The organism is Saccharopolyspora pogona (assembly GCF_014697215.1).
GTDB lineage: Bacteria > Actinomycetota > Actinomycetes > Mycobacteriales > Pseudonocardiaceae > Saccharopolyspora > Saccharopolyspora hattusasensis.
On the sequence record NZ_CP031142.1, the window covers coordinates 2,213,193 to 2,238,778 of the forward strand.

General features: G+C 65.7%; 21 protein-coding genes and 6 pseudogenes. 14 read left to right on the plus strand and 13 right to left on the minus strand.

Features of this window, described 5'->3' with window-relative positions; all coding sequences use genetic code 11:
• The first annotated feature begins 94 nt into the window (after positions 1-94).
• Positions 95-1,339: a patatin-like phospholipase family protein gene (locus DL519_RS10080; protein WP_190814206.1), complete on the plus strand. Its 1,245-nt coding sequence runs from the start codon at positions 95-97 to the stop codon at positions 1,337-1,339.
• Positions 1,340-1,530: 191 nt separating this feature from the next.
• On the opposite strand, the pseudogene DL519_RS49815 reads toward DL519_RS10080, so the two are convergent.
• The 3 genes and pseudogenes from DL519_RS49815 to DL519_RS10095 form a co-directional block, all read right to left on the minus strand.
• A pseudogene (locus DL519_RS49815) lies at positions 1,531-1,685 on the minus strand (peroxidase family protein); the annotation flags it as partial.
• 69 nt (positions 1,686-1,754) lie between these two features.
• Positions 1,755-2,087: a transposase gene (locus DL519_RS10090; protein WP_223838678.1), complete on the minus strand. Its 333-nt coding sequence runs from the start codon at positions 2,085-2,087 to the stop codon at positions 1,755-1,757.
• Positions 2,088-2,396: 309 nt separating this feature from the next.
• Positions 2,397-2,876 carry a hypothetical protein gene (locus DL519_RS10095; RefSeq protein ID WP_190814208.1) on the minus strand — a complete coding sequence of 160 codons (480 nt, stop codon included), beginning with the start codon at positions 2,874-2,876 and terminating at the stop codon, positions 2,397-2,399.
• 359 nt (positions 2,877-3,235) lie between these two features.
• Between DL519_RS10095 and DL519_RS10100 the strand changes: the two genes are divergently transcribed.
• On the plus strand, positions 3,236-3,457 hold the full coding sequence (locus DL519_RS10100) for a hypothetical protein (protein WP_190814210.1): 222 nt from the start codon (positions 3,236-3,238) through the stop codon (positions 3,455-3,457).
• A gap of 120 nt (positions 3,458-3,577) precedes the next feature.
• Here the strand turns inward: DL519_RS10100 and DL519_RS46030 are convergent.
• A pseudogene (locus DL519_RS46030) lies at positions 3,578-3,779 on the minus strand (flavoprotein); the annotation flags it as partial.
• On the opposite strand from DL519_RS46030, the pseudogene DL519_RS10105 reads away from it, so the two are divergent.
• Together DL519_RS10105 and DL519_RS48530 are read left to right on the plus strand one after the other, a co-directional pair.
• Positions 3,765-4,447: pseudogene (locus tag DL519_RS10105) on the plus strand (GNAT family N-acetyltransferase); the annotation flags it as partial. The pseudogenes DL519_RS46030 and DL519_RS10105 sit on opposite strands and share 15 nt — an antisense overlap.
• A 137-nt stretch (positions 4,448-4,584) precedes the next feature.
• Positions 4,585-4,731, plus strand: a pseudogene (locus tag DL519_RS48530) (MerR family DNA-binding protein); the annotation flags it as partial.
• Between the two features lie 780 nt (positions 4,732-5,511).
• Here DL519_RS48530 and DL519_RS10115 read toward each other — a convergent pair.
• Complete coding sequence (locus DL519_RS10115) at positions 5,512-5,895, minus strand: hypothetical protein (protein ID WP_190814212.1); 384 nt, start codon at positions 5,893-5,895, stop codon at positions 5,512-5,514.
• Between the two features lie 646 nt (positions 5,896-6,541).
• On the opposite strand from DL519_RS10115, the gene DL519_RS10120 reads away from it, so the two are divergent.
• The 3 genes from DL519_RS10120 to DL519_RS10130 are packed head-to-tail and all read left to right on the plus strand — an operon-like array spanning position 6,542 to position 10,085.
• A complete protein-coding gene (locus DL519_RS10120; protein WP_190814214.1) occupies positions 6,542-8,023 on the plus strand; it encodes an ISL3 family transposase in 1,482 nt (493 codons plus the stop codon).
• 52 nt (positions 8,024-8,075) lie between these two features.
• On the plus strand, positions 8,076-9,293 hold the full coding sequence (locus DL519_RS10125; RefSeq protein ID WP_190814216.1) for a cytochrome P450: 1,218 nt from the start codon (positions 8,076-8,078) through the stop codon (positions 9,291-9,293).
• Positions 9,294-9,311: 18 nt separating this feature from the next.
• Positions 9,312-10,085, plus strand: coding sequence for an alcohol dehydrogenase catalytic domain-containing protein (locus tag DL519_RS10130; protein WP_190814218.1), 774 nt, complete (start codon positions 9,312-9,314; stop codon positions 10,083-10,085).
• Here DL519_RS10130 and DL519_RS10135 read toward each other — a convergent pair.
• The gene (locus DL519_RS10135; RefSeq protein ID WP_190823891.1) at positions 10,042-10,869 is read right to left on the minus strand and encodes an aminoglycoside phosphotransferase family protein; all 828 of its coding nucleotides are present in this window, start codon (positions 10,867-10,869) and stop codon (positions 10,042-10,044) included. The genes DL519_RS10130 and DL519_RS10135 overlap by 44 nt on opposite strands.
• Before the next feature lie 29 nt (positions 10,870-10,898).
• Here DL519_RS10135 and DL519_RS10140 point away from each other — a divergent pair.
• The 4 genes and pseudogenes from DL519_RS10140 to DL519_RS49820 form a co-directional block, all read left to right on the plus strand.
• A pseudogene (locus DL519_RS10140) lies at positions 10,899-11,732 on the plus strand (IS701 family transposase); the annotation flags it as partial.
• Between the two features lie 153 nt (positions 11,733-11,885).
• The gene (locus tag DL519_RS10145) at positions 11,886-12,977 is read left to right on the plus strand and encodes an IS630 family transposase (protein WP_190812759.1); all 1,092 of its coding nucleotides are present in this window, start codon (positions 11,886-11,888) and stop codon (positions 12,975-12,977) included.
• Positions 12,978-13,283: 306 nt separating this feature from the next.
• The gene (locus tag DL519_RS10150; RefSeq protein ID WP_223838680.1) at positions 13,284-14,522 is read left to right on the plus strand and encodes an ABC-three component system protein; all 1,239 of its coding nucleotides are present in this window, start codon (positions 13,284-13,286) and stop codon (positions 14,520-14,522) included.
• A complete protein-coding gene (locus DL519_RS49820) occupies positions 14,515-14,772 on the plus strand; it encodes a three component ABC system middle component (RefSeq protein ID WP_223838682.1) in 258 nt (85 codons plus the stop codon). Before DL519_RS10150 ends, DL519_RS49820 begins: the two co-directional genes overlap by 8 nt.
• Here the strand turns inward: DL519_RS49820 and DL519_RS10155 are convergent.
• The 5 genes from DL519_RS10155 to DL519_RS10175 form a co-directional block, all read right to left on the minus strand.
• On the minus strand, positions 14,747-14,962 hold the full coding sequence (locus DL519_RS10155) for an IS3 family transposase (RefSeq protein WP_190814222.1): 216 nt from the start codon (positions 14,960-14,962) through the stop codon (positions 14,747-14,749). The genes DL519_RS49820 and DL519_RS10155 overlap by 26 nt on opposite strands.
• A gap of 63 nt (positions 14,963-15,025) precedes the next feature.
• On the minus strand, positions 15,026-15,325 hold the full coding sequence (locus DL519_RS10160) for a DUF6262 family protein (RefSeq protein WP_168584698.1): 300 nt from the start codon (positions 15,323-15,325) through the stop codon (positions 15,026-15,028).
• Positions 15,322-17,232, minus strand: coding sequence for a tyrosine-type recombinase/integrase (locus DL519_RS10165; RefSeq protein ID WP_190813987.1), 1,911 nt, complete (start codon positions 17,230-17,232; stop codon positions 15,322-15,324). Before DL519_RS10165 ends, DL519_RS10160 begins: the two co-directional genes overlap by 4 nt.
• Positions 17,192-18,283, minus strand: a complete 1,092-nt coding sequence (locus DL519_RS10170; RefSeq protein ID WP_190813989.1) for a tyrosine-type recombinase/integrase — start codon at positions 18,281-18,283, stop codon at positions 17,192-17,194. The genes DL519_RS10165 and DL519_RS10170 overlap by 41 nt, the downstream gene beginning before the upstream one ends.
• Positions 18,284-18,367: 84 nt before the next feature.
• Positions 18,368-19,237 (minus strand): P-type ATPase, encoded by an 870-nt coding sequence (locus DL519_RS10175; protein WP_190814224.1) that lies wholly within the window; start codon positions 19,235-19,237, stop codon positions 18,368-18,370.
• 714 nt (positions 19,238-19,951) lie between these two features.
• On the opposite strand from DL519_RS10175, the gene DL519_RS10180 reads away from it, so the two are divergent.
• Together DL519_RS10180 and DL519_RS49825 are read left to right on the plus strand one after the other, a co-directional pair.
• Positions 19,952-21,253, plus strand: coding sequence for an ISL3 family transposase (locus DL519_RS10180; RefSeq protein ID WP_190814226.1), 1,302 nt, complete (start codon positions 19,952-19,954; stop codon positions 21,251-21,253).
• A 98-nt stretch (positions 21,254-21,351) separates the two neighbouring features.
• Positions 21,352-21,906 carry a universal stress protein gene (locus DL519_RS49825; protein WP_223840241.1) on the plus strand — a complete coding sequence of 185 codons (555 nt, stop codon included), beginning with the start codon at positions 21,352-21,354 and terminating at the stop codon, positions 21,904-21,906.
• Between the two features lie 105 nt (positions 21,907-22,011).
• On the opposite strand, the gene DL519_RS10190 is transcribed toward DL519_RS49825, so the two are convergent.
• Positions 22,012-22,284, minus strand: a complete 273-nt coding sequence (locus DL519_RS10190; RefSeq protein WP_223838684.1) for a PucR family transcriptional regulator — start codon at positions 22,282-22,284, stop codon at positions 22,012-22,014.
• A gap of 111 nt (positions 22,285-22,395) precedes the next feature.
• Here DL519_RS10190 and DL519_RS10200 point away from each other — a divergent pair.
• Positions 22,396-23,923 (plus strand): annotated as a pseudogene (locus DL519_RS10200) (IS1380 family transposase).
• A 216-nt stretch (positions 23,924-24,139) separates the two neighbouring features.
• Here DL519_RS10200 and DL519_RS10205 read toward each other — a convergent pair.
• Positions 24,140-25,012 (minus strand): PucR family transcriptional regulator, encoded by an 873-nt coding sequence (locus DL519_RS10205; protein ID WP_223838685.1) that lies wholly within the window; start codon positions 25,010-25,012, stop codon positions 24,140-24,142.
• Between the last annotated feature and the right edge of the window lie 574 nt (positions 25,013-25,586).

The window sequence follows — 25,586 nt, forward strand, 5'->3', positions numbered from 1 at the left end:
CCACCGACCGCCCGCCAACCACCTGATCGGCTACCAATGCCGATGAAGAGCTCGGCGTGCACGGACTGCACGGACTGCACGGATCGATGCGACGATGGGTGGGGTGGACGGCGAGCGGATCGCGCTGGTTCTGGCCGGCGGTGGCGCCCGTGGCGCGTACGAGGCAGGGGTGCTGTCCGTTCTCGTGCCCGAGCTCGACCGCCGCGGTCAGCGACCGTCCCTGTTCGTCGGTACGAGCGTGGGCGCGATGAACGCCGCCTACCTCGCCGCGACCCACGACCACAGCGCCGAGGACGTCGCCGCGGGCATGCTGCAACGCTGGCGCGATGTCGGCAACGGGCACATCATGCGCCCGCTGCACCAGCACCTGCTCCTCGCCGCAACCCGCTATCTGGGCGAAACACTGTCTCTGCCGGGGTTCCGGTTCTCCAGCCTGCTGGACCCGGCTCCGCTCGAACGGCGCCTGCAAGAGTGGATCGACCTCTCCGCGCTGCACCACAACGTCATGCAGCGCCGCGTCGACGCCGTGGCCGTCGTGGCCACCGCCGTCCGCAGTGGCCGCACCGTCGTGTTCGTCGAAAGCGCGGTGCAGCCGACGCTGCACCGCTCCCACGTCCTCGACTACGTACCCGCGACGATCGACCACGTGCACCTGCGGGCCTCCGCCGCACTGCCCGTCCTGTTCCCACCGGTCCGCATCGAATCCCCAGCCGAGGCGCACGGCTGGTACGTCGACGGCGCGACCCGCCTGAACACCCCCATCAAACCGGCGCTGGACCTCGGGGCCGACCGGATCGTGGTCATCGGCACCGACGCGGTCACCCCGCCCTCCGACGAACCGGGCCGACACGAAGGCAGTCCCCCAGACCTCGCCGACGGAGCACTGCACTTGCTCGAAGGCGCCCTGGTCGACCCGCTGGCCGAAGACATCATCACCCTCGGCAACATCAACCTCTTCTACACCGACCCCGCAGCCGCACCCGCAACACAGCAATACCGCAAGGCCCGGGGCAAACCCCCATACCGCCGGGTCCCCTACATCTTCGTCGCGCCGGACCGGCGCGGCGCGATCGGCGAACACGCCCTGGAGATCTTCCGCTCCAGCAGCCGCAAACTCAGCCTCCGCTCAGCCCGCCAACGGCTGTTCAGCCAGTTCCTCGGCGGCGACAGCCCCGCCCACGGCGAACTGCTCAGCTACCTGTTCTTCGACCCGCAATACCTCGACGAACTCATCGCCATGGGCCAACACGACGCACACCACTGGCTCACCCACACCACCGACAACGATCCCTGGCAGATCGGCCCCCTCCCCCAACTCACCGGGCCCCTCCCGCTCTGATCACCCCGGGCCGGCACGGAAGACAGCACGGTCTGCTTTTCGGTCAGCACCGCAACCAACGCGCCTCCGCTGGAGTCTCCGGTGTGGACTTCCACGGCGTCACCACCACCGCCCGGAGATTCGCGTTCGGCATCTTCGACCTCAGGCCTTGACCAACGCATTGCGCACACGCTTCGAACGTGGCGGATGATCTCGCCGAGCCACGTGGTCTCGGGCCCCAGTAGACGTCCTCGTCGGGCTCCCAGACGTCCTCACGACCACCGGCGAAGCCGAAGGTCTTGAAGCCCATCGACTCCAGTGCGACGTTGCCGGCCAGGATCAGCAGGTCAGCCCACGAAATTGATCGTTATGCGGCGAGGGTGAGGTCGAGTCTGGCGAGGTGGCTGGTGCGTGTCCTGCCGGGTGGGGTGCCGGTTCACCAGGCATCCAGGCGGATCAGGTTGATCGCGGTGGCAGCGATGACGTGGGCGAGGTGGGTCTTGGCCAGGCCGAGGTAGCGGCTTCGGCGGATGCCGGTGGCCGCGACCGCTTGGTGGATCGTGCCCTCAACTCCGGCACGGGTGGCGTGCCGTTGTTTCCATTCGTCGGTGGTCTGCTCGGCGCGGGCGTGCTCGACCGTGTCGTGGATCTCGCGGGGCCGCAGCATTAACTGCCGGCCGCTGCGGGTGGAGCGTGTGCACTGTGGACGGACAGGACACGTTTGACACCTGTCGCCGGTGATCGTGCGGTGGTACTTCTTGATCCACACCGTCCGCAGGAGCCCCAGCTACCGGTCCTGCGCGCCATGAAGGGACGGCATCGCGAAAGGCCTCGGGGCGGGCGGGGCTCGTCTGGTGAGTCGCTAGCGCCATCCCGCCCCGAGGCACTTTCAGCCTTACTGATGCCGGGGCTCGTGAGCAGGGACGAAGTGCCTCCGGCTGAAGGTATGGCCACGCCCCGCCCGCGTTGGGCAGCCGGCGGCTCCAACTAGCCGACGCGAGGATGCCGCGGCTTGTGGCGCCTTTCGTCGGCCCTAGATCCTCTTGCTGCTCAGCGGTCAAAACCGCTTCCACAGCAGTCATGTCGTCGTAGTCGGGCTTTTGGCGAGCAGTTCGTCGATGCGGTTCAGCACGGTCGCGCGCGCCCGGTGCCGCTTTTCGTAGCCTGCGACCTTCTGCAGCTCCCGCTGAGACAGACCCTGCAGTCTCTGGACGACTTCTCCCGCCGTGAGGCTGTCGTAATCGGCGATCGGGAGTTGGTCTGCGTCGACGACCCTTCCGGTCATGGCCCCCTCGGCGCGCGCGACGCCAGGGATTCGACGGGCTTGTTCGCCCACCTGACCGGCCTGGTGCTGGACTTCCTGCCTCGCGCCGCCCATGATGGCCTGCCCGCGCTCGGCGAGGTCGTCATACGCTTCGCCGGCACGGTTCATCCACTGCGTGCGCTGCTGCCACGCGCGCCCCATCTGATCGGGAATGGCGCGTATCGCGTCCATCGTCCACGCCGCGGCACCCACCGTGGCGTGCAGCGATCGCTGCGTCTCTTTGACCAGACCCATTACGACTACCTCTCACTCAGTACTCGCCTGCCCGAACAGCAATGGCACCCCGATGTTCCCAACCTGCAGGGTCTGGATGACTCTCTCAAAACGGGCTGTCAGCCGCAGCGTGACGGAGGTAGGTTCACTCCGGGTACCGCGAGTGCCCGAGGGTTAGGTACGAGCATGGCGGTAACTGACCGTGCACCCGAAGCTGCTCTCCTTCGTTCGTCGGCGGCGAAGGGGCCTGCACAGGGCTATTCGGCCGAGGAGTTCTCTGCCCTGGATGGGGTGGCGGTGTAGCGGGAACCGGGCCGTGCCAAGCGTCCTCGGGCGGTCACCAGAGCGGAGCGCGCATCATCCCACCGGCCCGAGCGCAGGTGATCATTTGCGGCGTGGACAGCTTCGGCAGCGTCGTCCGCAACCGCTGGCTGTTCATCGTTTTGGGCAAGCAGGTCGACGGCACGCTGCACGTGGGGATGGGCCTGTTGGGTGGCGTCACCGTCCCCGGTGAGCACGGCCACCAATGCCGTATCGATCGCCTCCCGTACTTGGCAGGCGATGGCGTCATGCGCGGGGTGCGACATGACGTCCCACGTTAAGCATCCGGTGGCTTTGTCCAATCCCGACACGCCCCCTCACCTGGGTGAAATAACCCCGTGTGAGCTGCGCGGACCTGCCTGTAGAGAGCACTGACGACATCTACGGTGGGTGGAGATTCACCCCCGCTGCTCCAGAAGCCGGGCGGTGGCCGGATCGATCAGCTCCGACCACTGCGAGAACAACCGCACATGCCCCCCACTGGCGCACCGAGGCCCCCACCTCGCTGCTCGCCTCCAGTACCAGCGGCTCCAGCCCATGCTCGGCAACATTTGCCGGCGGGGCCAAACCCACCGGGCCCGCACCCACTTGGGCATCAGCCAGTCCACCGGCTCCCACCACGTGCGCAAGCTCGCCGATGCCGGATTCGTGCCGCTACACAAGGAAGGCACCGCCACCCGTGTCTCGGTCGGCACCGCCTGCTGCACCGGACTCCCCCACGCGGCTGAGGCCGTCATGGGCATGCTCGCGCGACCTTGCTGCCCGACCAACCTACCCGATGACGTCACCGTCCGATCCCTCGAACCCGGGGACTGGCCTGCAGTACGCCGCACCTACGCCGAGGGCATCGACACCGGGTACGCCACCTTTGAAACCGAAGTCCCGCCCAGGAAATCCCTGGAAGCAAAATGGCTTCCGGACCATAGTTGGGCCGCCGAGATCGACGGCGAAGTCGCGGGATGGGCCGCCGTCACCCCCGTGTCGAACAGACAGTGCTACGCCGGAGTTGCCGAAACATCAGTCTACGTCGGCGACGGATTCTGCAGACTTGGCATCGGAAAAGCCTTGCTGCACAAGCAAGTCACCGCCGCCGACACCGACGGCCTGTGGACGCTGCAAACCTCGATCTTCCCGGAGACCGCGCCAGCATCGCCCTGCACTACTCCGCCGGATACCGCACCGTCGGCATCCGCGAACGCATCGCCAAGCACCACGGCATCTGGCGCGACACCGTCTTCCTCGAACGCCGCCGCGCCCGCGACGACATCTGACGAACGAACCGTCACTCGCGTCCGAGGTGGCGGCTCGGTGAAAGGTTCCCGGTGAACGACCACGACGCCACCGTCATCGGCGGCGGCCAGTACCGCCTGGCCGCCAGCTACGCGGCACCAGCGGCGATCACCGCAGCTACGACGAGACCGTCATCGACCGCCTGCTGTTCATCCGCGGCGCGCGACGGCTGAGGCTGCAACTGGCCGAGATCCGCGAACTGCTGGAGGTACGTGACACCGGCGTGTGCGCCTGCGAGCCCGCCGAGAAGCTGCTGGCCCGCCACCTGGACGAAATCGACGCCGAGATGCGGCGGCCGACCGCGCTGCGCGCCGAACTCGCGGCGATGCTCACCGCCGTGCCCGGCACACCACTGCCACGACCCCGGACACAGCGAAACCCTGCCGGTGAAGATCGAGCATTTGTGGTCAGCTGCGCTTACCGGCGCGGCGGTAGAGGAACAAACCGGCCAGTGTGGCCACAGCGATGAACCCGACGACTGTCAGTGTTCGCAACATAACAACTCCTTCAAGGTGTCCTGCGGGCCCTGCCGCCGGGAAGTGTCCAGTGCAGCAGCACCGGACGCCGGATGCCCGACGAGTCACCAACGCGAGTGATGCCCAACGAGGTGGTCGCTCAGTTGCGCGGCGGAAATACTTCTGGCCAACCAACGGTACGTTCTCGCGGATACAGGCTCGTGAATGGCACCTGCCACAACCGCGAACCGATCGACCAAGCCGAACTCGCCGACGGCGACGAGGTGTGAATCGGGGCCTTTCACGTCACCTTCCGTATCCGCCGCTAGATCGAACGCGCAGCCCTCAGCATGATCGGGATGATGCCTCCGCTGAATCCGGTACCGCAAACACCGAGTTTTGATCTGCTGATATCCCTCCCCCAGAGCGGACCGACACGCACAGGCGAACCGCGAAAATCGACCATCGGGATGTCGGCGTCAACACCGATGCAGGTCTTTTCGATCTGATGCGGTCACCTGAGCGCGGGGGCGCGGTGTTCCGACACGATCACCGGACCATGCCAGGCAGCGAACGTGGTCCGGCTCCGATCAGGCGGACTGCATCGCTTGCGGCGTCATCTGTCGGCACATGCCCGCACACCGCGTCATCATGTCCGCCAACTCGGTCATCTGCGGGGTGTTCAGCTGCCTGCACATCTCGGCGGACATCTCGCACATGTCCGCGCACATGCCGCACATTCGCACGCACATCTGCACCATGTCCGCACCGGCCTTCGTCATGCTCGAACAGCGCATCATCATGTCCGCGCACATGCGACACATATCTGCGCAGGACATCATCATCATGCTCATTTGCATCGACTGCTCACTGCGCATTTCCATGCAACGAGACAGCATCTGCTCGCAGGCGTTGTGGCAGTTATTGCACATGTCGATGCACTGCTGCATCTCTGTGCTCATCTGACGTGTCATTTGTGAACCTCCAACATCTTCCAGACCGGGTGAGGGCCAGCTACGACGGCACAGCACATGACCCGGTTCGCAGACCCAAGGGGTCCTGCGTACTCCTGGCCAGCCGAGATCGCATGTCGTGGCCTGCCCTCGTGTTCGGATCAGACCTGCGGGCGAGCGCTGCAGATCATCATGCCTGTAGTTGTTTCGGCGTCCCTGCCAGTCCAGGACGCCACCGAGGTGGAATCCGCCCTGGCATCAACCAGCGTGACCGAGGCGGGGGCCGCAGCCGTCGGCGTCAGGGGCCACACCAGCGACCAAGACATCGCCGCGTTCGTTATCCGAGGCGGGCAGACAACGCCAGAGGCCAAGTCACGGTCCGGACCCAGCACATCCACCGAGAACGTCGCGATCTTATGTGGACACTCAACCGGCGTTGGGCACCGTCCGTCGATGGTTCTCGTATTGCGACGGACCGGCTGCCGCTTCGGCGATCCACGGGTGTCAATGGCCATTCGTTTTTCCCCGTAGGCGGCCTGTAGTTCTCCCCGTGGGTGGCCACCTGGTTCGGTTCTGTCCCTGGTTGCGTGATCAAGTTTGTGGCCCGGTGATGGGCTCGGGACGGGGTCTGTGATCATGATCGGTGTGTGATCAACAAGGGCTTGACGTGCTTCTGCCGCACTTGGCCGCCGTGGTGGTGGAGCGGGTCGAGCAGACCGGAACCGGGGTGGCGATCTGGGCGCGTCCCAAGGCGAAGGATGCGCTCTGTCCCGGCTGCGGCGTGCGGTCGAGCAAGGTGCACAGCCGTTATGACCGAGGGCTGGCCGACGCCGCCGTCGGCGGCCAGCCGGTGGCGTTACGGTTACAGGTGCGCCGGTTCTTCTGCGGTGATCACGACTGTCGTGTTCGGACATTCGCTGAGCAGATTGATGGTCTGACCACCAAGCATGCTCGACGCACCCCGTTGTCTCGCAAGATGTTGGAGTCGATCGGCCTGGCGCTGGCCGGGCGCGCCGGGTCCCGACTGGCCACGGCGCTCGGGCTTCGCGCGGGCCGCAACACGCTGCTGCGCCTGCTGTATGCGCTGCCCGATCCCGAGATAGGAACCGTCGAGGTCCTGGGGATCGACGACTTCGCCCTGCTGCGTGGGCATGTCTACGGGACCGTGCTGATCGACATCGAGTCGGGTCGCCCGGTCGATGTGCTGCCTGACCGTACCGCCGAACCCGTGGCCGCCTGGCTGCGGGAACATCCGGGAGTGCGCATCGTGTGCCGGGACCGGGCCACCGCCTACGCCGAGGCCGCCCGAGCGGCCGCGCCCGACGCCGTGCAGGTCGCCGACCGGTTCCACCTGTGGCGCAACCTCAGCGAGGCGGTGGAGAAGATCGCCGCCGCGCACTGCGACTGCCTGCGCCCACCCGAGCAGGACGAGGGCGACAAGCCCGCCCCGCCAGAGCAGGAGGAACCAGCAGACACGAAGCCCGCCCCGCAAGAACTGGAAGGCAAGCGCGCGGCGAACACCCGCGCCCGCCACGCGGCAGTGCATGAGCTGCTGGCCAAAGGAGTCGGGACCTCGGCGATCGCCGAGTCCTTGGGTATGGATCGCAAGACCGTGCGCCGCTACGCGAAGGCTGATGCCGCTGACGACATGCTCGCCGCCCCCGCCCGTCACCGCGACACCAGGCTGCGACCGTTCCTGACGCACCTGCACCAGCGCTGGAACGAGGGCTGCACCGACGCCGCCCAGTTGTATGCGGAGATCCGTGAACTGGGCTATCGAGGCAGCCAGCGCAGCGTGCGCCGGTGCCTACAACCGCTACGCGCTTCCGGGCAGCCCGCCCCGCCCGTCCCCGAGGGCCCGAGCGTGCGGCAGGCCACCGGCTGGATCATCCGCAAGCCAGACAACCTGGACGAGGACGAACAACGCCGACTCAATCAGGTCCTGGCGCGCTGCCCCGAACTGGACGCCACGCACACCAGCGTGCGCGCCTTCGCAGCCATGATGGACACCCACGACGGAGACAGCCTGACCTGCTGGATCCCGGCCGAGTTCCCGCAACCGGGCGTCCCGACCGCGATACCCGACGTTGTCCTGACCGGCCACGACCCGAGCGAGCGCAGGGCCGAATTCCGGCCCCGAGGTCGCTGACGCGCCGATCAGGCGTGTAAGCGGACAGCGCAACAGGAAGAAGAGCAGCATCATGGTCGAGGAAACCCCCTGGCGGCAGTCCCTTCGCTACGCCAACCGGGCTAATCCGTACCCGTTCTACGAGGAGCTCCGGAAGGCCCCGGTGGCACGGCAGCCCGACGGCTCCTACGTCGTCAGCACCTACCGAGAGGTCGTCCAGCTGCTGCACGACCCCCGGGTCACCTCGGATCAGAGGAAGCGCCCCGACACGCCCTGGAACCCCTTCGAGGCGACGATCATCACCGAGGACCTTCCCGAGCACGACGTGGATCGCCGCCGGATGATGCGGCACTTCGGGCCGCCCGAGTGTCCCCACATGGTCGCTGAGTTCGAGCCCGAGATCCGCCGCATCTTCGGCGAGCTCCTGGACGACATGAAGGGCAAGACCCGGATCGACTTCGTCGACGAGTTCGCCTTCCCGGGGCCGGTGACCGTCATCTGCAAGGTCCTGGGCGTGCCGCTGGAGTCCATCCCGCGCTTCCACGGCTGGATCGAGGCAGCCCTGGACGGGTTGGACTTCGGCCCGGAGGCGAACGACCCGGAGCAGCAGCGCCGCACAGCGGCGGTTCCCGATCAGGTGGCTGAGTTCAGGCAGTTCCTGGCCGACCTGATCGACCAGTACCGCAAGCAGCCCGGACCGGGCATGTTCTCTGGGATGGTCCACGACGACAGCCCGGAGGGGCGCCTGTCCCAGGAGTCGATCGTCAGAAATGCCATGCTCATGCTCTTCGCCGGGCATGAGACCACGGTCAATCTGATCGCCCACAGCGTGCTCAACCTGCTGCGGCACCCCGACGCGCTCGAGAAGCTGCGCCGCCGGCCCGAGCTGATCGTGCCCGGGGTCGAGGAGCTGCTGCGCTTCGAGTCCTCGGTCCAGTTCTGGCCCACCCGCTCCGCCCTCGAAGACATCGAGATCGCAGGCACCACCATCCCGAAGGGCGCGCCGATCTTCGTGGTGTACGGCTCGGCGAACCGCGACCCGGAACGGTTCGAAAACCCTGATGAGCTCGGCCTTGAACGCCCCGACAACCAGCACGTCGGCTACAGCCAGGGCATCCACTACTGCTTCGGCGCTCCGCTCGCGCGGCTGGAGGCCCAGATCGCGATCAGCGAGTTCGTCCGTCGCGTGGAGAACCCGCGGCTCGTCGAGGACCCGCCGCCGTACCGCCGTAACCAGATTTTCCGCGGCCCGCGCCACGTCCTGGTCGACATCGACGGGATCCGCGACTGACAGCGCAAAAGGATCGCTATGCGGGCCTTTCAGTTCGTCGAATGGCAAAAACCGCCCGAGCTGCGCGAGGTGCCGGTGCCCGAGCCCGGGCCTGGGCAGGTCCTGGTCAAGGTCGCGGGCGCCGGTGCCTGCCACTCCGATCTGCACCTCATGCAGGCACCCGGACCCGCACCCGGAGACGGCACGACGCTGCCCTTCACGCTCGGCCATGAGAATGCGGGGAGGGTGGAGACGCTGGGACCGGGCGTCACCGGGTTCGCGCCCGGAGACCCGGTGATCGTCTACGGTCCCTGGGGCTGCGGGGTGTGCGCCAACTGCCGGGAGGGCCGGGAGAACTACTGCCAGACGACCGGCGGTCTGGGCGGGGGCCTGGGTGGTCACGACGGCGGAATGGCTGAGTACCTGCTGGTCCCGGCGTCGCGATTCCTGATTCCGCTGGGCACCCTCGACCCCCGCCAGGCCGCCCCGCTCAGCGACGCGGGGCTGACCAGCTATCACGCCGTCAAGCGGTCGCTGCACCTGCTGGGGCCGGGTTCCATCGCGGTGGTGATCGGCGCGGGCGGTCTGGGCCAGATGGCCATCCAGATCCTGCGAGCGCTCAGCGCGGCGACCACCGTCGTCGCCGTGGACACCGCCGCCGACAAGCTGGAGATCGCCAAGCGTGTGGGCGCGGACGAGGCGCTGCTGTCGGGCGACCAGGCGGTCACGCGCATCAAGGACATGACGCGGCGGCAGGGCACTGAACGATTCACCCCAGCAGGTGCTTCAGGGCCGTTCGGCCCCGTTCGGTGAGGACGGGGTTGGCTTTGATGATCCCTGCGTTGAGGTAGTACGCGGTCGTCCGCGCGGTGATCAGATGCAGGGCTCGCTGTTCTGCCCGGCTCAACGCACGTCCATATCCAGTGAGAAAGGCATGGGCGAGGTCGGGGCGAGTGGGCCAGATCGCGCCGTACAGCCACACCAGATCCTCGATGGCGGCGCCGTGGGCGGCTTCCTCGAAATCGATCAGCGAAAGCTGGCTGCGGTCGCTGGACCACAGCCAGTTGCGGGGCGAATAGTCGCCGTGCCGGAACACCACAGGGAGTTCGTCGGCCAGGCCCGGCAGTTCGTTCGTGACCCGCTGGAGGAGACGATGTTCGGCCGGGGCTACGTGCGCGGCGAGGTCATCCAGATACGTCCGGGCTTCGCGTGCCTGCTCCAGCATGGACTGCCGCACAATCGCACGTACTTGGGCCGGCGGTTGGTTCGTGCTGTCGTGCCATCGGCGCAGGAGTTGGTCAGCGAGGTGGTGGACCCGCCGCTCTTCCTGGGTTTCGAGGGGAAAGTCGCGCACGACTCGTCCCCGAAGCGGTGAGGTCAGGAGGGCACGAAGGCCGGGGTCGCTGGCCAGCAACGTCGGGGCTTCGCCGGAGGCCAGCGTCTGTGTCGCGTGGGTGTAGCCGTGCACCTCGCGGCTGTGGGATGCCGCGGTGGGGCTGCGCTTGACGTACGCCTCGCGTGTATCGGTAGTGACGCGCCAGACCTGGGAGTCGCCCCGGTCCCAGGAGACGTCGGTCGCGCTGACGGAGCCGTCCAGGCATGTGACGACCCATTGTTCGAGGTCCGTTGAACTGGCGGCTGTTTCTGCCGGAGTCCTGGGTTGACGACTGCGCGACCGGGGCCGAGGCCGAACGCATCGCCGTCCGGCGGGCGCGGTGCGCGATCCCGGCCGAGGAAGGGCATCTCCCGAAATGGCGGCAGGCGCTGGAGATGATCGACGAACTCGCGGTGTGGGGACACGCTCCGCCGGTGCTGGTCGGCGACGCGGGTTACGGGGACAACGCGACCTTCCGGGGTGAGCTTGCCGATCGGGGCCTGTCGTATGTGATGGCCGCGAAAGCCTCGACCACCGCCCACCCAGCGGATGCCGTGCCGGTGACCGCGGCGTATAGCGGGCGAGGCCGCCGGCCCGTGCCTTGCTACCCGGACCCGCCGTCGACGCTGCGTGGGCTGGCACTGGGCGCGGGGCGCGGCAGTCTGCGGCGGGTGACCTGGCGTGAGGGCAGCAAGAAGACCGGCGGCAACCCCACCGCGAAGATGCGCTCCCGTTTCCTGGCGCTGCGCATCCGGCCCGCCAACCGCGACATCCCCAAAGACGCATGCGGCAACCTGCCGGAATGCTGGCTGGTGGCCGAATGGCCACCGCATCAGCCCGCGCCCACCGACTACTGGATCTCCAACCTGCCCGCCGACACCCCGATCCGCACGCTGGTGCGGTTGGCCAAGATCCGCTGGCGCATCGAACACGACTACCGCGAACTGAAAGTCGGCCTGGGACTCACCCATTTCGAAGGACGCTCCTTCACCGGCTGGCACCGCCACACCACCCTCGTGACCGCCGCGCACCTCTTCCTCACCGAACTCAGGTTGACAAGCCCAAAAGCACCTGGGGCGGCCTGACCCTCTACACCATCCTCAAAGGACTCCAGGTACTGCTGGCCACCTGGACAGGCCGATGCCCCACCTGCCACCAGAAACCACCATGACGATCTAACAAAGCCCTACTAGTGTCCTGCACCGGAAATTCATGGTCGAAATGGCTATACTGCGGGAATGGCGAGGACTGGGCGGCCGAAGGCTGAGTTGGTGCTGACCGACGATGAGCGTTCGACGTTGCAGCGTTGGGCTCGGCGGGCGAAGAGTTCGCAGGCTTTGGCGTTGCGGTGTCGGATTGTGCTGGCATGCGCCGATGGTTTGTCCAATGTGGATGTCGCCGAGAAGTTGCGGGTGTCGCGGCCGACGGTGGGCAAGTGGCGGTCGCGGTTTGTCCAGCGACGACTGAAGGGGTTGGTCGACGAGGATCGCCCAGGCGCGCCGCGGAAGATCACCGACGAACAGGTGGAGAAGGTGGTCGTCTCGACGTTGGAAGAGAAACCGAACAACGCGACGCATTGGTCGCGTACATCGATGGCGAAGCGTTCCGGGCTGAGTAAATCGACCGTGGGACGGATCTGGAAAGCGTTCAACCTTAAACCCCACTTGGCCGACACATTCAAGCTCTCTACCGATCCGCAGTTCATCGAGAAGGTCCGTAACGTCGTCGGCCTGTATATGAACCCGCCCGAGAACGCAGTGGTTCTGTGCACCGATGAGAAATCCCAGGTGCAAGCGCTGGAGAGGTCCCAGCCGGTGTTGCCGATGATGCCCGGCATGCCCGAGCGGCGCACCCACGACTACGTCCGTCACGGCGTCACCAGCCTGTTCGCCGCCTTCGACATCGCCACCGGCAAGGTCATCTCCTCGCTGCACCGCCGGCACCGCTCGGTCGAGTTCCGCAAATTTCTCACCAAGATCGACAAAACCGTACCGGCGGAGTTAGGCGTCCATGTCATTTGTGACAACTACGCCACCCACAAAACCGAGATCATCCAGAAATGGCTAGCGAAGCATCCCCGATTCCAAATCCACTTCATCCCGACCGGATCGTCCTGGATCAACCAGGTCGAACGCTGGTTCGGCGAATTGACCACCAAACTCCTGCAACGCGGCGTGCACACCAGCGTCCAGGCACTCGAGGCCGATATCCGCAACTGGATCGACGAGTGGAACAACGATCCCCGGCCGTTCATCTGGACGAAGAGCGCTGACGAGATCTTGGAGTCACTCCGATCATATTGTCAACGAATCTCCGGCGCAGGACACTAGAAGGATTGAATTCAATTACCCGGCCCGTCCACAACCGAGCGCGCACCGCGTTGATCGCCTCCATCAACGCCACCACATCAGCCTCGGTGAACCGGCGGCAAAAGTCACCCGCCGTGTCCAGTACCGTGGCCGCAGCGTGGTTCACGGAGCCCGACCGAGATAGTGATCGAGGGTCAACGGCGGGGCTTGACCCCAGGACGTCGGCAATCTGCCGGGGCGAAAGCCGCTCGTCATCAAGGATCGTGGCGGCCACCCGCCTTGCTGGGCGCAATACGCATAGGAGCGGGCGTGACTATGTGCACAGGCATGGACACAGTACGTTCCAAAGATGAAGAATGGATCATGCCTACTTCGGTGTCGCATGACGCGTCAGCCTCAGCTCTCGGATACCTGTTCCAGGCTCAGTGGGGTCTGTATGAGCTACTCAGGGGCGCCGAGGAGCGGCCTGATGGGGCCATCAGCCTGGAGCTGCACGATGACGTGGCTTGGGAAGAAGGGGCTCTGGCTGTTGACCTTCTGCAGACGAAGTTCCACCCACGCTCCACCCGCTCCCTGGGGGACAAAGATGATGACGTGTGGCGGACAGTGCGATCGTGGATGGATACCCACGCCCCAGGGGATGCCGATGGTCCCTGGCTGACGCTGGTGACGACACAGCGGGCGCGCGAAGGCAGCGCGATGGCGGCACTGCGCTGTGACATGCGGAGCCCCGATGTCGCGCTGGCGCTATTGGAGGAGGCCGCAAGGGCGTCTACCTCTGAGACGTCGCGGGCGGTTCGCCAGCGGTTCTTAGACCTGTCACCGGCGGACCGGGGGGTCTTTGTGCGGCGGATGCGAGTGATCGACTGCGTTCCTGCCATTGAGGGCCTCGACATTGCGGTGCGTCGGAAGCTGCTGTTCTCTCTGCCATCCGGGGACGGTCCTCAAACGGCGCTGATGCGGCAATTGTGGGCATGGTGGTATGAGCAGGCTGTAGCCATGCTCCAGAAAAAGATCACCAGTGTTTCGGTGGAGCAAGTGCGTCGGCAGATTGAGTACCTGCGGGATGACTACACCGCTGACCGTTTGCCAACGCTGGTGAGCCGGGAGGACTGGCACGCGGCTCGGGAACAGGGCTTCTCGTATGACGAGGCCTGCTTTGTGCACCAGCTGCGTTGGGTGGGGGTGAGCCAGATTCAGCTGGACAAGGCGATCATGGACTACTACCGGGCATTCACACAGGCGGTCCTATGGGTCGACGACGATCTGGTGGCCATTGGCGAGCTTGAGCGGTACCAGGAGAACCTGGTGGATGAGTGGGAGCGGGCCTTCGATTGGATGGTCGAAGACTTGCCACCGGGCGCGACGGATGCCGAGCGTGAGCGGGAGGGTAGGAAGTTGCTGCGCACGACGCTGGATCGGGCAACAGTGAAGGTACGTGAGCGTTACGACGAAGTGTTCTTCCACCGTGGTACCCACCACTGTCTAGCCGATCAAGGACTGATCGGGTGGCATCCGGAGTTCCTCGAGCGTGTGCGGCAGTTAACCGGGACCGTGCATGCCTAGGGGCCGCACACAGCCACTGGCCAGCGCGGTGTTTCTAAATCCGGCGTTGGTGGCAGTGATTCAGGCGACCATGGCGCGTTCCTATGAAGAGGGGCGGGGCGAGGCGATGGTGTGGCCCTTGACCACTGTGCTGCCCGTGATGGTGCTGCACCGATCGACACGGCTGGCCCTGCCCAAGAGAAAGACCACACATCTGTCAAGTACCGGGTTTGATGGAGACTGGATTAGCTGGTTTCCAGGGTTGCGGTGACCGGGTGGGTCATCGCGTGTAGTGCTTCGTACTCGGCGGACGGCACGTGCCCGAGTTCGCCGTGCAGGCGCCGGTTGTTGTACCAGTCGATGTACTCGACGGTGGCGATCTCGATGTCGTCGATCCCGCGCCATGGTCCACGGTTGCGGACGAGTTCGGCCTTGTACAACGAGTTGAACGCCTCGGCCATCGCGTTGTCGTAGGATTATCCGGCTAATGATCTCGGTTTCCGGTGATTGACCGGTTAACGATTTCAGTCGTTTCTGGCTGTGAGGCGTCGGAGTTGTTCTTCGTGGTGGCGTACTCGGGTGGCGAGGGCGTCGAGTGCGGTGCGGAGGGTGGCGATCTCGTCGGTGAAGCCGGTGAGGGTGCCGTTAGTGCTGGTCTGGTGTCGGTGGTGTTCGATGACGGCGCGGAGGGTGGGGTTGCGGTAGAGGGTGGTGCGGCCCAGTCCGGTGCGAGCAGCAATGGCCGTGAAGGTGACGGCGTGGCCGTCGTGGATGAGTTGTGTGCAGGCGCGTTCGACGCGGTTGAGAGTGCTGGTTTTGGTCATCCTGCTTGGGCCTCGTTGATCAGGGTGTCGAGTCGGGCGATGAGTCGTTGGTGTCGTTGGGCTTCGGTGATCCAGCCGCGTTGTTCGGCGTCGCGGGCCAGTGCTTCGGCGTCGACGCGCTGGGCTGCGAGGATGGGCAGCGAGCTGGCTTCGGTGTGGAAGCTGGGGCAGTGCTCGCAGATGTTGGCGTAGGGGCAGGCGTCTTGGGCGGGTGCGCGCAGGCAGAATCCGCCGGCGAGGCGGGATTTGAGCAGTGGGGTGTCTTTCCAGTCGGCTCCGCCGGTGATGTCGGCCAGTGGCAGGCCGATCCTGCCGGTGGTGGAGGTGCGGGCCTGTTGTTTGGCGAGGTCGAGGCCTCGTTCGTATTCGGCTCGGACGGTGGTATCGAACAGTCGCCCGTAGCGCAGGCTCATTTCGGCGGAAACATGGCCCAGCAGCGCCATCAGTGCTTGGAGTGAGACCCCGGCGTTGACCAGGGCGGTGGCGTAGGTGTGGCGGAGCTGGTGCGGGGTGAGGTGGTCAAGTCCCGCGGCCTGAGCAGCGCGGTTGAGTTCGTGACGGACTGCGCTTTGGGACAGTCGCCGGCCGTGGTGGGTGAACAGGAACTGGGCGGGACGCCGGTAGCGGGGGTGCGGCATGGGTCGTCCGTGGGAGCGGATGGCGGTGATGTGGTCGATCAGGTCGAGGATGTCGTCATCGATGGGGATCATCCGCTCTGTTTCCAGTTTGCCGAGCGGGATTTTCAGCCAGTGGCCGTGGTCGGGGACTTCGTGGACGCAGTCGAGTTCGAGGTCGAGGACCTCTCCGATGCGCAGCCCGCAGGCGCGTTGCAGTCGCAGGGTTGTTGCGGCCAGTTCGTTGCCGGGCCCTTCGGTGAGCACCTCGGTGAGTCGTCGGTCGATGTCGACTGGTAGATAGCGGGGCAGGGTATGCGGGAGTTTGGGGACATCGTCGCGGAACATCAGCTTGCGGGGTGGTGCTTGCGGCCAGCCCCACTCGGTGATGTCGGTCAGAAAGCCCATCAGTGCGAGCACTCGCCGGGACCGGTCCGCGACGGTGATGAGCTCATTGTTCTTCGCGCTGATCGCGTCGACCAGCGACGTCAGGTAGGGCTCGATGTGTTTGCGGCGATCGAGCTCGGCGATGGACCCGAGTTCGGGGTCGATGTCGGCCAGGAACACTCCGAAGTGTTTGAGCCGGGTTGCGATCGCCGACACCGTTTTCGGTTGGCAGGTTGCCCGTTTGCGTTCCAAATAGGCGATCATCGTCTCGCGGATCGGTGGCTGTAGGCCGGAAAGCCTTTGCGTGAACGGGACCGGGCCGCCCGAGCGTGGCAGCTCATCGACGATTCCCAGGTGAAACAGCACGCGCTGGGCGTTACTGGCCGCCGCCAGATAGTGCTTGTTGCCCTTGCCAGTTCGCGTCTCGCGCTCCTGACACGCAGCCCGGAACTCGTCCAGATCGGCCACGGTGATCCGGTCCAGCGACCGTCCAGTCTGGATGAGCAGCCGGACCGGCACTTGGGAGCCGGTGGCGAACCGGACCCGTTCGGTGAACCCGAGCTCGGCGGCCGCGGTCATGAACCGATCGAGGTCTGGTCTCAGCGGTGAGTCTTTGATTTCCCGCCAGATGCTGGAGAGTTTGCGTTCCAGCAGATAGTCATAGCCCGGTTGCAGCACCCGGTGCAGCATCAGGAACGTGATGATCGGCCGAGTCGAGCTCCCAGCCGACAAGCGAGTCTCCAACGACTCGGCCACCCACCCTCGCGGGTCCGGCCAGCGCCCGAAGAACACCCGAGCCGCCCACGAGTAGGCAGCGTTTCCCCGTCCTGTCTGCTGAAGATAGTCCAGATAGGCGATGTGCAGATCATTGCTGGGATTGGGAGCGGAGGCGATCGCGAGCGGCATCGAATTCTGCTTTCACGTGGGCCGGAGCCAGATGGATGTAGCGGGCGGTGGTGTCGACATGAGCGTGGCCGAGCAGGGCTTGCATCACCGCGAGATCAACCCCCGCTTCGGCCAGGGCGGTGCCGAAGGTGTGTCGCAGCGCGTGGGGATGTCCTCCGACGATGCCGGTGATTCCACGGTGATAGCGGAAGATCGTGCGCAGCCCGGCCGCGGTCAACGGCTGGCCCCGGTTCGGTCCCTTGGCCACGAGAAACAGGCGAGGACTGCCGGATTCCGGCCGCTCGGCCAGCAAATACACCTGGATGACCGAGCCGACATCAGGGTCCAGCGGGACGCGGCGTTCCCGCTGGCCCTTACCGAGCACCTGCAGCCATCGGCCGCCGATATCGACATCGGCGATGTTCAGGCCCAGCACTTCGGCGGAGCGCAGCCCGCAATACAGCATCAAGCCCGCGATCGCCCTGTCCCGCCATGTGTGGAAGCTCGCCAACAGCTCCGCCGCATCGGACTGCGACAGCGCCGTGGGCAGGCGGCCGGGCTCCCGAAGCCGCAGCGACGAGCGGTTCTTCGGCCGACGAACGGTATGTGCGAGCATCCCGCTGCGCTCACCCGCTACCCGCCAGCGGGCCTCCTTGCCCTTGGGGACAGGATTTTTCATGTCCGGGTCCCGCATCGCCGCGAACCCGAACAAACCCGAGATCGCCGCCAACCGACGATTGATCGTCGTGACGGCGTACTGATCCATCCGACGCCCCGACAACGTGATCACGTTCGGCCCCGGCCGGCCCGGAACCGTCGCCTCACGGCAGGCACGCAAGAACCGCAACAGCACCTCGGTGGTCACCTCCGGCAACGGCTGCTCCTCGGCAACGAGCCACCGGCAGAACGCCAAAAGGTCGTAACCATAGGCCCGCACGGTCTTCGGTGAGTAGTTCCGATCGGCCAGATGAGCCAAGTACTCATCCACCAACCCAAACCCCGACGCGGCCGGCCCGGCCAACGCCCAGCCACCGTCGTGTTCCTCAAGCCGAATACCGGCCTCGGTGTTCATAAGGACAGACGTACCAGCACTGACCACTTCGAGCAGGCAAGTACCACTACCGCAGCATGTCGCTGACCAGCCCAAACACAACTATTAGCCGGTTAAGAGGGAGATTCCGGTGCGACCGACGGAGTTGCGTACACCGTGGGCCGAGCAGAATTCGATGAAAGCGGCACTGGTGTACTGGCTGCCTCGGTCGGCGTGAAAAATCACGCGTTTGCCGGGGCGCCGGCTGTCGAGTGCCATGCGGAAGAAGGCGACTCCCACCCCGACTGCCAGCATCGCGATGACACGCACGACACGGTGCAGGTGCACCGCCAGCGGGCTGGGCGGTCTCCTTGCCCGCTGTGTGACAGCCGCGATCCCTGCCAGCCGGGTGTCCGACCCGGTCGCGATGACCAGCGCGGTGCCCTGACCTTCGGTGAGGTGGGTTCCCGCGTACAGCGTCGCCTCTGGTTGTGGCGAGACGAGTGCGCTTTCCCCGGTCAGCATGGATTCGTCCACCGATAAACCTGCGCCGGCAGCCAAAGTCAAGTCCGCACACACACGGTCACCTGCCTCGAGCAGAACCACATCGCCCTCAACCAGTTCGTTCGCGTCGATCACTGCCGCGCGGCCGTCCCTACGGACGCGTGCACGTACCGGAAGCAAGTCGCCCAGTCGCTCTGCAGCTTGATCCGCCCGGTATTCCTGGACGAACGAGAAGGTGCCGTTGAGCACCACGACGACGGCGATCGCGATTGCGAGGGCGGGCATCCCTGCCAACAGCGCGAGCCCCGCCGCAACCCACAACATGATCGCGAAGAAGTGCACCATTTGACCAAGCAGGACCAACGCTGGACTCGGTCGATGTGCGCGCGGCAACAGATTCGGACCGTCGCGGCGGAGCCTCTCTGCTGCCTCGACGCTCGTGAGCCCGTCGCTCAACAGCGTCGTGGCGCTCCTACGTTGTGCAGGGTTCACGTCGATCGGCCCTTACCGAACGGCTGTGCCGCATTACCCAGTCCGCCGTGCGGAAAGTGACCCGTCACTCCAGGAACTCATCCTGATCATCTCCTGTGAGGTTGCGTGCCGCCGCAGGGCTTGCCACTTCACGGTCGCCACTCTCCCCCACCTGGCGAGTGTCTGCAGCGGCGCTACAGGCAGGCGCTCAGACAGTCGCCGGAAAAGGAACGGTATCGGGACCTTTCTGGAGATCAACAATTCCGCTCGAAGGGTTCACCCTTTTCGCAGCCTGACATGCGAGTCTGAACACTCTTGTGAAACCCCACAGCGGCTTCGATCTTGCTCACCGCAATCGGCTCGATCAACGCGGCGGATCCCGCAGAGGTCGCCGAGGAACCATGATGTTCGGTGAGGTTGCCATGGTTCGGCAACCTCACGAGAAACGAGGCTGCCGGGAGTGGACCTGGCCGCGACAGCTAACTCGCAGGCATGCTGGAGTCATCGGGACAGTTGACACCAGCCGCGAAACAAGTCCTGTCGGAGAGCGTTTGTGACCGTTGCCGTCAGGACCGTCCCGCATTTTACCGGCGAAACTGCCGGTCAATTGGGCTCTTGTGACTGATCCGTGGGTGATGTGAGCTGCTGTTTTAGGCCCGGAGACGGGGGCACGCCGTTGCTTCGTCTAGGTTTCTGGCTTGTCGAAGGTCAGGAACCGAGGGGACGGAGAACGGCGTGCCGAAGGCCAGTTTATGGCGTGCTCTGGTGGGCGTCGACAGGCGCACGGTGATCGAGGATGTGGAGTTCGACGAGGCCGCGGAACGGGTGATGGTGCACGTGCGCCCGCGCAAGGGCGGGCGCGGCCGTTGCGGCCGGTGTGGCCGCTGGTCCGGGCGGTATGACCGGGGCGAGGGACGGCGCCGGTGGCGGGCCCTGGACCTGGGCACCATCCAGGTCCATCTCGAGGCCGCCGCGCCGCGGGTGCGCTGCCGGGAGCACGGGCCCACCGTGGCGCGGCTGCCGTGGGCGCGTCATGGCGCCGGGCACACCTTGGCTTTCGACGACACGGTGGCGTGGCTGGCGGTGCGCTCCTCGAAATCGGCGGTATGCGAGCTGATGCGCATCGCCTGGCGCACCGTGGGTGCGATCGTGGCCCGGGTGTGGGCCGACGCCGAAACCCAGAGTGACCGGTTCGGTGGGTTGCGGCGGATCGGGATCGATGAGATCTCCTACAAGAAGCATCACCGCTATCTGACGGTGGTGGTGGACCACGACACCGGGCGGCTGGTGTGGGCCGCGCCGGGGCGCGATTCCGCGACGCTGAACCGGTTTTTCGACGCCCTCGGCGAGAGGCGCGCCGCGGAGATCACGCATGTGTCCGCCGATGCGGCCCAGTGGATCGCCGACACCGTCGCCCGCCGCGCCCCGAAGGCCATCCGCTGCGCCGACCCCTTCCACGTGGTCGCCTGGGCCACCGAAGCACTCGATGCCGAACGGCGACGGGCCTGGAACGACGCCCGCGCCCTGGCCCGCACCGAAGGCACACGCCGCCGGGGCCGCCCGGCCACCGACTCCCCGGCCCGTCCCGGGCACGAGAAAGCCAAGAAGCTCAAAGACTCCCGTTACGCGCTGTGGAAAAACCCCGAAGACCTCACCGAAAACCAGCAGGCGAAGCTGGCCTGGATCGCCACCACCGACCGCCGCCTGTACCGGGCCTACCTGCTCAAAGAAGGACTCCGGTACGTCTTCACCGCCAAAGGCGAGCAAGGCAAACAAGCCCTGGACCGCTGGACCTCCTGGGCACGGCGCTGCCAGATCCCCGTCTTCGTCGAGCTCGCCAAGAAGATCACCAAACACCGCGCCCCCATCGACGCCGCCCTCGAACACGGCCTCTCCCAAGGACTCATCGAATCCACCAACACCAAAATCCGCCTGCTCACCCGCATCGCCTTCGGATTCCGCAGCCCCCAAGCACTCATCGCTCTCGCCATGCTCGCCCTCGGCGGCCACCGACCCACCCTCCCCGGACGCGCCTAACCCACCCACGGAAGCAGCAGAAGAGCCGTCAATTGAAACGATTGGCTGCGCGCCACGGGCTGGAATCATGTGGCGCGCAGCTCGAGATGGGTGTTGGTATGTCTAAAGTGGTCATTGTAGGTATAGACGGCTCGGCCGACTCGGTTACAGCCCTGCGTTGGGCAGTGAATTACGCAGTGACAGTCCACGCTGTGGTGCGAATGGTGCACGCCTGGACCCCACTACCCAAGCACGGGCTGCCCAAGGCACGCCGCCGCAAACTGGAAGTAGACCGAGCCCGCAGCGCATCGGATGCCGAAAGAGTGCTGAGTGAGGCGTTGCGGTGCGTGGACGTGGGATCGGTGGTCATCGAGCAGCGTGTGGTCGAGGGCGCACCGGGCGTCGTATTGGTCGACTCAAGCCGCAATGCCGACCAACTGGTCGTGGGAGCCACTGGAGGTGAGCGGGATGCGTTCCTCGATCGCCCTCCTCTTGGCTCGACGGCGCGCTACGTCACACGACACGCTAGCTGCCCGGTGACCGTAATCAGACACTCGCACACGCGGATTGAGCCGCTTCCCGCGAAGCGGTACCAGCTCGGCGCGGTGCGTGTACCGCGGCCCCGGCAGCGCCATCAGAATGCACACGCGCAACTGGGATGGGGACCCTTATGAGGGAGCGGCGAGGTTAACGAAGTCCCGTCATGCTGTCGGTCCGGCTCGTGAATGTTGCCGGGCCGATCGGCAGGTAAATTTCGTTCGAGACAATGGATACAGCGGTTAGCCCGCCGGTAGCTCATGCTGGGGCCAGCCAAGGAACTTTGCTCCCAGCACCGCCGCGTGCAGCGTAAAGCGTTGCGCAGGATCGGTCGGGGCATGCCCAGTCAGTGCCTTGATCCGGTCCAGCCGGTAGGTGACCGCACGCACCGACAAATGCAACTGTCGCGCGGTATCGGTCGCCACGCCACCAGTAGCGAAAAAGGCATCCAAGGTCGCCAGCAGCGGTTCAGCGCCGCCGCGGGCGTGCGTGAGCGGGCCAAGCACCGCGCGCACTAGTCCTTCATCAAGCGTGTCGGGTGGGTAGATCCGGCCTGAGATAAGGCAAAGGCCTTATCCTGCTTGGGTTTGCGACTCCAACGCATCCCAAGAGGAAAGGCCTTTGTGGTGAAGAAGATACCGCACGAGCAGAGTCGGCGGAACGCGGCACGCCGACGGCGCAAGGTGGCGGCCCGGCATGCACGTGCGGGACACTGGGGCGCGCAGTCCAAGCCGATGCTGCACTCGGGCACGGTGAGCTACGAGATCGGCGGGAACGTCGACGCCACGTGCTTCGGCGGGATCGCGGCGGTGCACCGACTGGTGACCAAGCTCGGTTTGGCCGAGCGGATCAACGACAGTCTGGCGTTGTTGAAGGTGCACCTGCCCTACCATGAGTCCGATCACGTGTTGAACCTCGCCTACAACGTGGCCTGCGGCGGCACCCGGCTGGAGGACATCGAGCGGCTGCGGCATGACACCGCCTACATGAACGCGCTGGGCGCGGACCTGATCGGCGGATCCGACCACGGCGGGGGACTTCTGCCGTCGGTTCGCCAAGGATGACGTGGTGGCGTTGATGGAGGCGATCAACGCGGTGCGCCCGCAGTTGTGGACGGGTCGGGGACGAGACCTACTGGGTCCGATCGCCTACCTCGACGTCGACGGCACGATCGTGCCCACCGGCGGGGAGCACAAGGCCGGGATGGACATTTCCTACAAGGGAATCTGGGGGTATGCGCCGCTGATCGTGTCGCTGGCCAACACCAAGGAAGTGCTGTATCTGGTCAACCGGCCCGGCAACGCGCCCAGCCATCAGGGCGCGGCGCAGTGGATCGACAAGGCGATCGAGTTGGTGGCCCCGCACGCCGAGCGGGTGTGCCTGCGCGGGGATACCGACTTCTCGTTGACCGCGCACTTCGACCGCTGGGCCGAGAAGGTTGACTTCGTCTTCGGCATGGACAACAACGCCGCGCTGCGCTCCCGCGCCGAAGCGCTCGACGAGGCCTGCTGGAGCCGGCTGCAGCGGCCCGCCGCCTACGAGCCGCGCACCGGAGGGACCCGTGCCCGCAGGGAGAACCACAAGCAGCGGATCGTCACCGAACGCGGGTATGTCAACCTCGAACTCAACCACGAGGACGTCGCCGAGTTCACCTACCAGCCCGGCAAATGCCGGCGGCCCTACCAAGTGGTCGCGGTGCGCAAGAACATCAGCAAAACCCGCGGCGAACAGGTCCTGTTCGACGAGCTCCGCTACTTCTTCTACATCACCACCCGCACCGACCTCACCGCCGCCGAGGTGGTGGCCTGCGCAGGCGACCGCTGCGATCAGGAAAACATCATCGGACAACTCAAATCCGGCATCCAAGCCCTGCGGGTACCGTTATACGACCTGATCTCCAACTGGGCCTACATGGTCATCGCCGCGCTCGCGTGGAACATCAAATCCTGGTTCGCGATGATGATGCACCGAAAACACCACCGGCGCGACTACATCCGCATGGAATTCCGCCGCTTCCTCCACCACATCATCCTCATCCCCGCCATGGTCATCCGCCACGCCCGCAGCATCACCATCCGGCTCATCGGCTACCAACCCAGCCTGGACCGACTCTTCAGCACCTGGAACACCATCGAACGCACCCGCTTCGGCTAACCCACCACCGGTTACCAGACTTCACACCCGACCACCGCGCACCCGCGGTGGCGACAACGCCTGCCCGAACCCCGAAATCGGCGCCCAGCACCCACCCGAGCGCCACGACACCGGCCCATACGAGCCCCACAACGTCCCCCACCACTCATCGGCGTATCCCACGCTCACGCCAACGTGATCATTTCGGCTACCACCGCCCCACAGAGACCGACTCGCTTATTTGAGGACTAGATCGACCATCGCAGGTTGGTCGCGAACTAACACACGATAGACAAGCAACTCCTCGGCATAGATCACAGGGCTGCTCAAGTGCATCGTTGCCGCCATGGTGAGCGTGTCCCGGGCCTCCTCATACGAACGGGCGATACCGAATGAACCTGAGTATGGTCGGCCGACCGTAACCCGCCATGGCCCTCCGTGCGGCAAACGGTTCAGTTCAGCATGCATGCGCTCGCCGAGGTCACTGGCTGCCGTCGGGAGCGGCGACGGTTTCCCGGCTGGGTCAGAATCGGCGGGTGCCAGTACGACCAAGACACCCTCCTTTGTGGCGACCAACACGTCGCGGTCGCCCAACCAGTCCAGCATGACCTTTTCAAGAGAACTGGTCGCGGCCTCGGCGTCGGCCAACCGTCCATGAGGGGCCGCCAGTGCCACCCGATGTGTTCGGCTCAAATCAAGGCCGAATGGCTCTGCTCGCTCCACCAACCCTCCAACGTCGGCATCCCCGCGCAAGAGGTCATCGATCAACTCCCGGCGCAGCGTCTCCTCCCACCGAACCATCTGTCGGCGACCCTCCGTGTACCCCTCGGCCAGGGTTGCCACCGAGTCAGCAACCACGTGCAGAACCGCCTCAGCAGCCGCCCGGACCTCCTCGACGTCGCTGGAGCGGGCCACTTCCGGAAGTTGTCGCCACAACCGCCAGGCCGCCGACAGATAGAGTTCCACCGCGCTACCCGCCGAGATTCCCCGCTCCGCGGCCCGGCGTCCAAGCGAATCCACCACCTTGAGTTCCGAGCGTTTCGGGCGCCGTCCAGTGGCGGCAGCCTCGGCCAGTAGCGGCAGGTAATCACCTAACAGTTCCACCGGCACGCCGCCCGCGGCTTGGCTGGCAGCCTCCGCTACCTCTGCCAGCCAAGCCGCCGCCGTCTCGGTATCGGGCGCCGTGCGTCCGCGCCCTCGGCCCACTCTGCCGGCCATTTCAGTCCCACCCTCCAGGCCTGACCCCCGTAATGCAGAAACCCACGCGTCGACGCCCCAGCCAGCAACTACCCGAGGAGACGATCATTCGTCGACGGATGCACCGGCCCACCGTGCTCTGTGGTGGTCGATTCCAGTGAACGTTCCGCATGCGCGAACGGACCGGGCGTCGAGAGCTGCGTAGTTTGGCCTCCCTCCAGCCAGACGTTCACCTGGGCGGGGCTGACGGATTCGACGATCGCCATCGTCTCGGTGAAGGGCAGTACACGACCCGTCCGAACCCCAACAGTGGCCAATCTCCTGCGGCATGCCGAGGGTCATATGTCCCGGTTCGTTCCGGGATCCCTGGCTAGTACCAGGACCGCACCCGCTACGCCAGGAAAGATCTCCGTGCGCTCGCCGGAAGGCTCTTATCGCCAGCAGGACGCCGGGGACAGCCGCCCCGAAGCCACTGAGCGTGTGCACC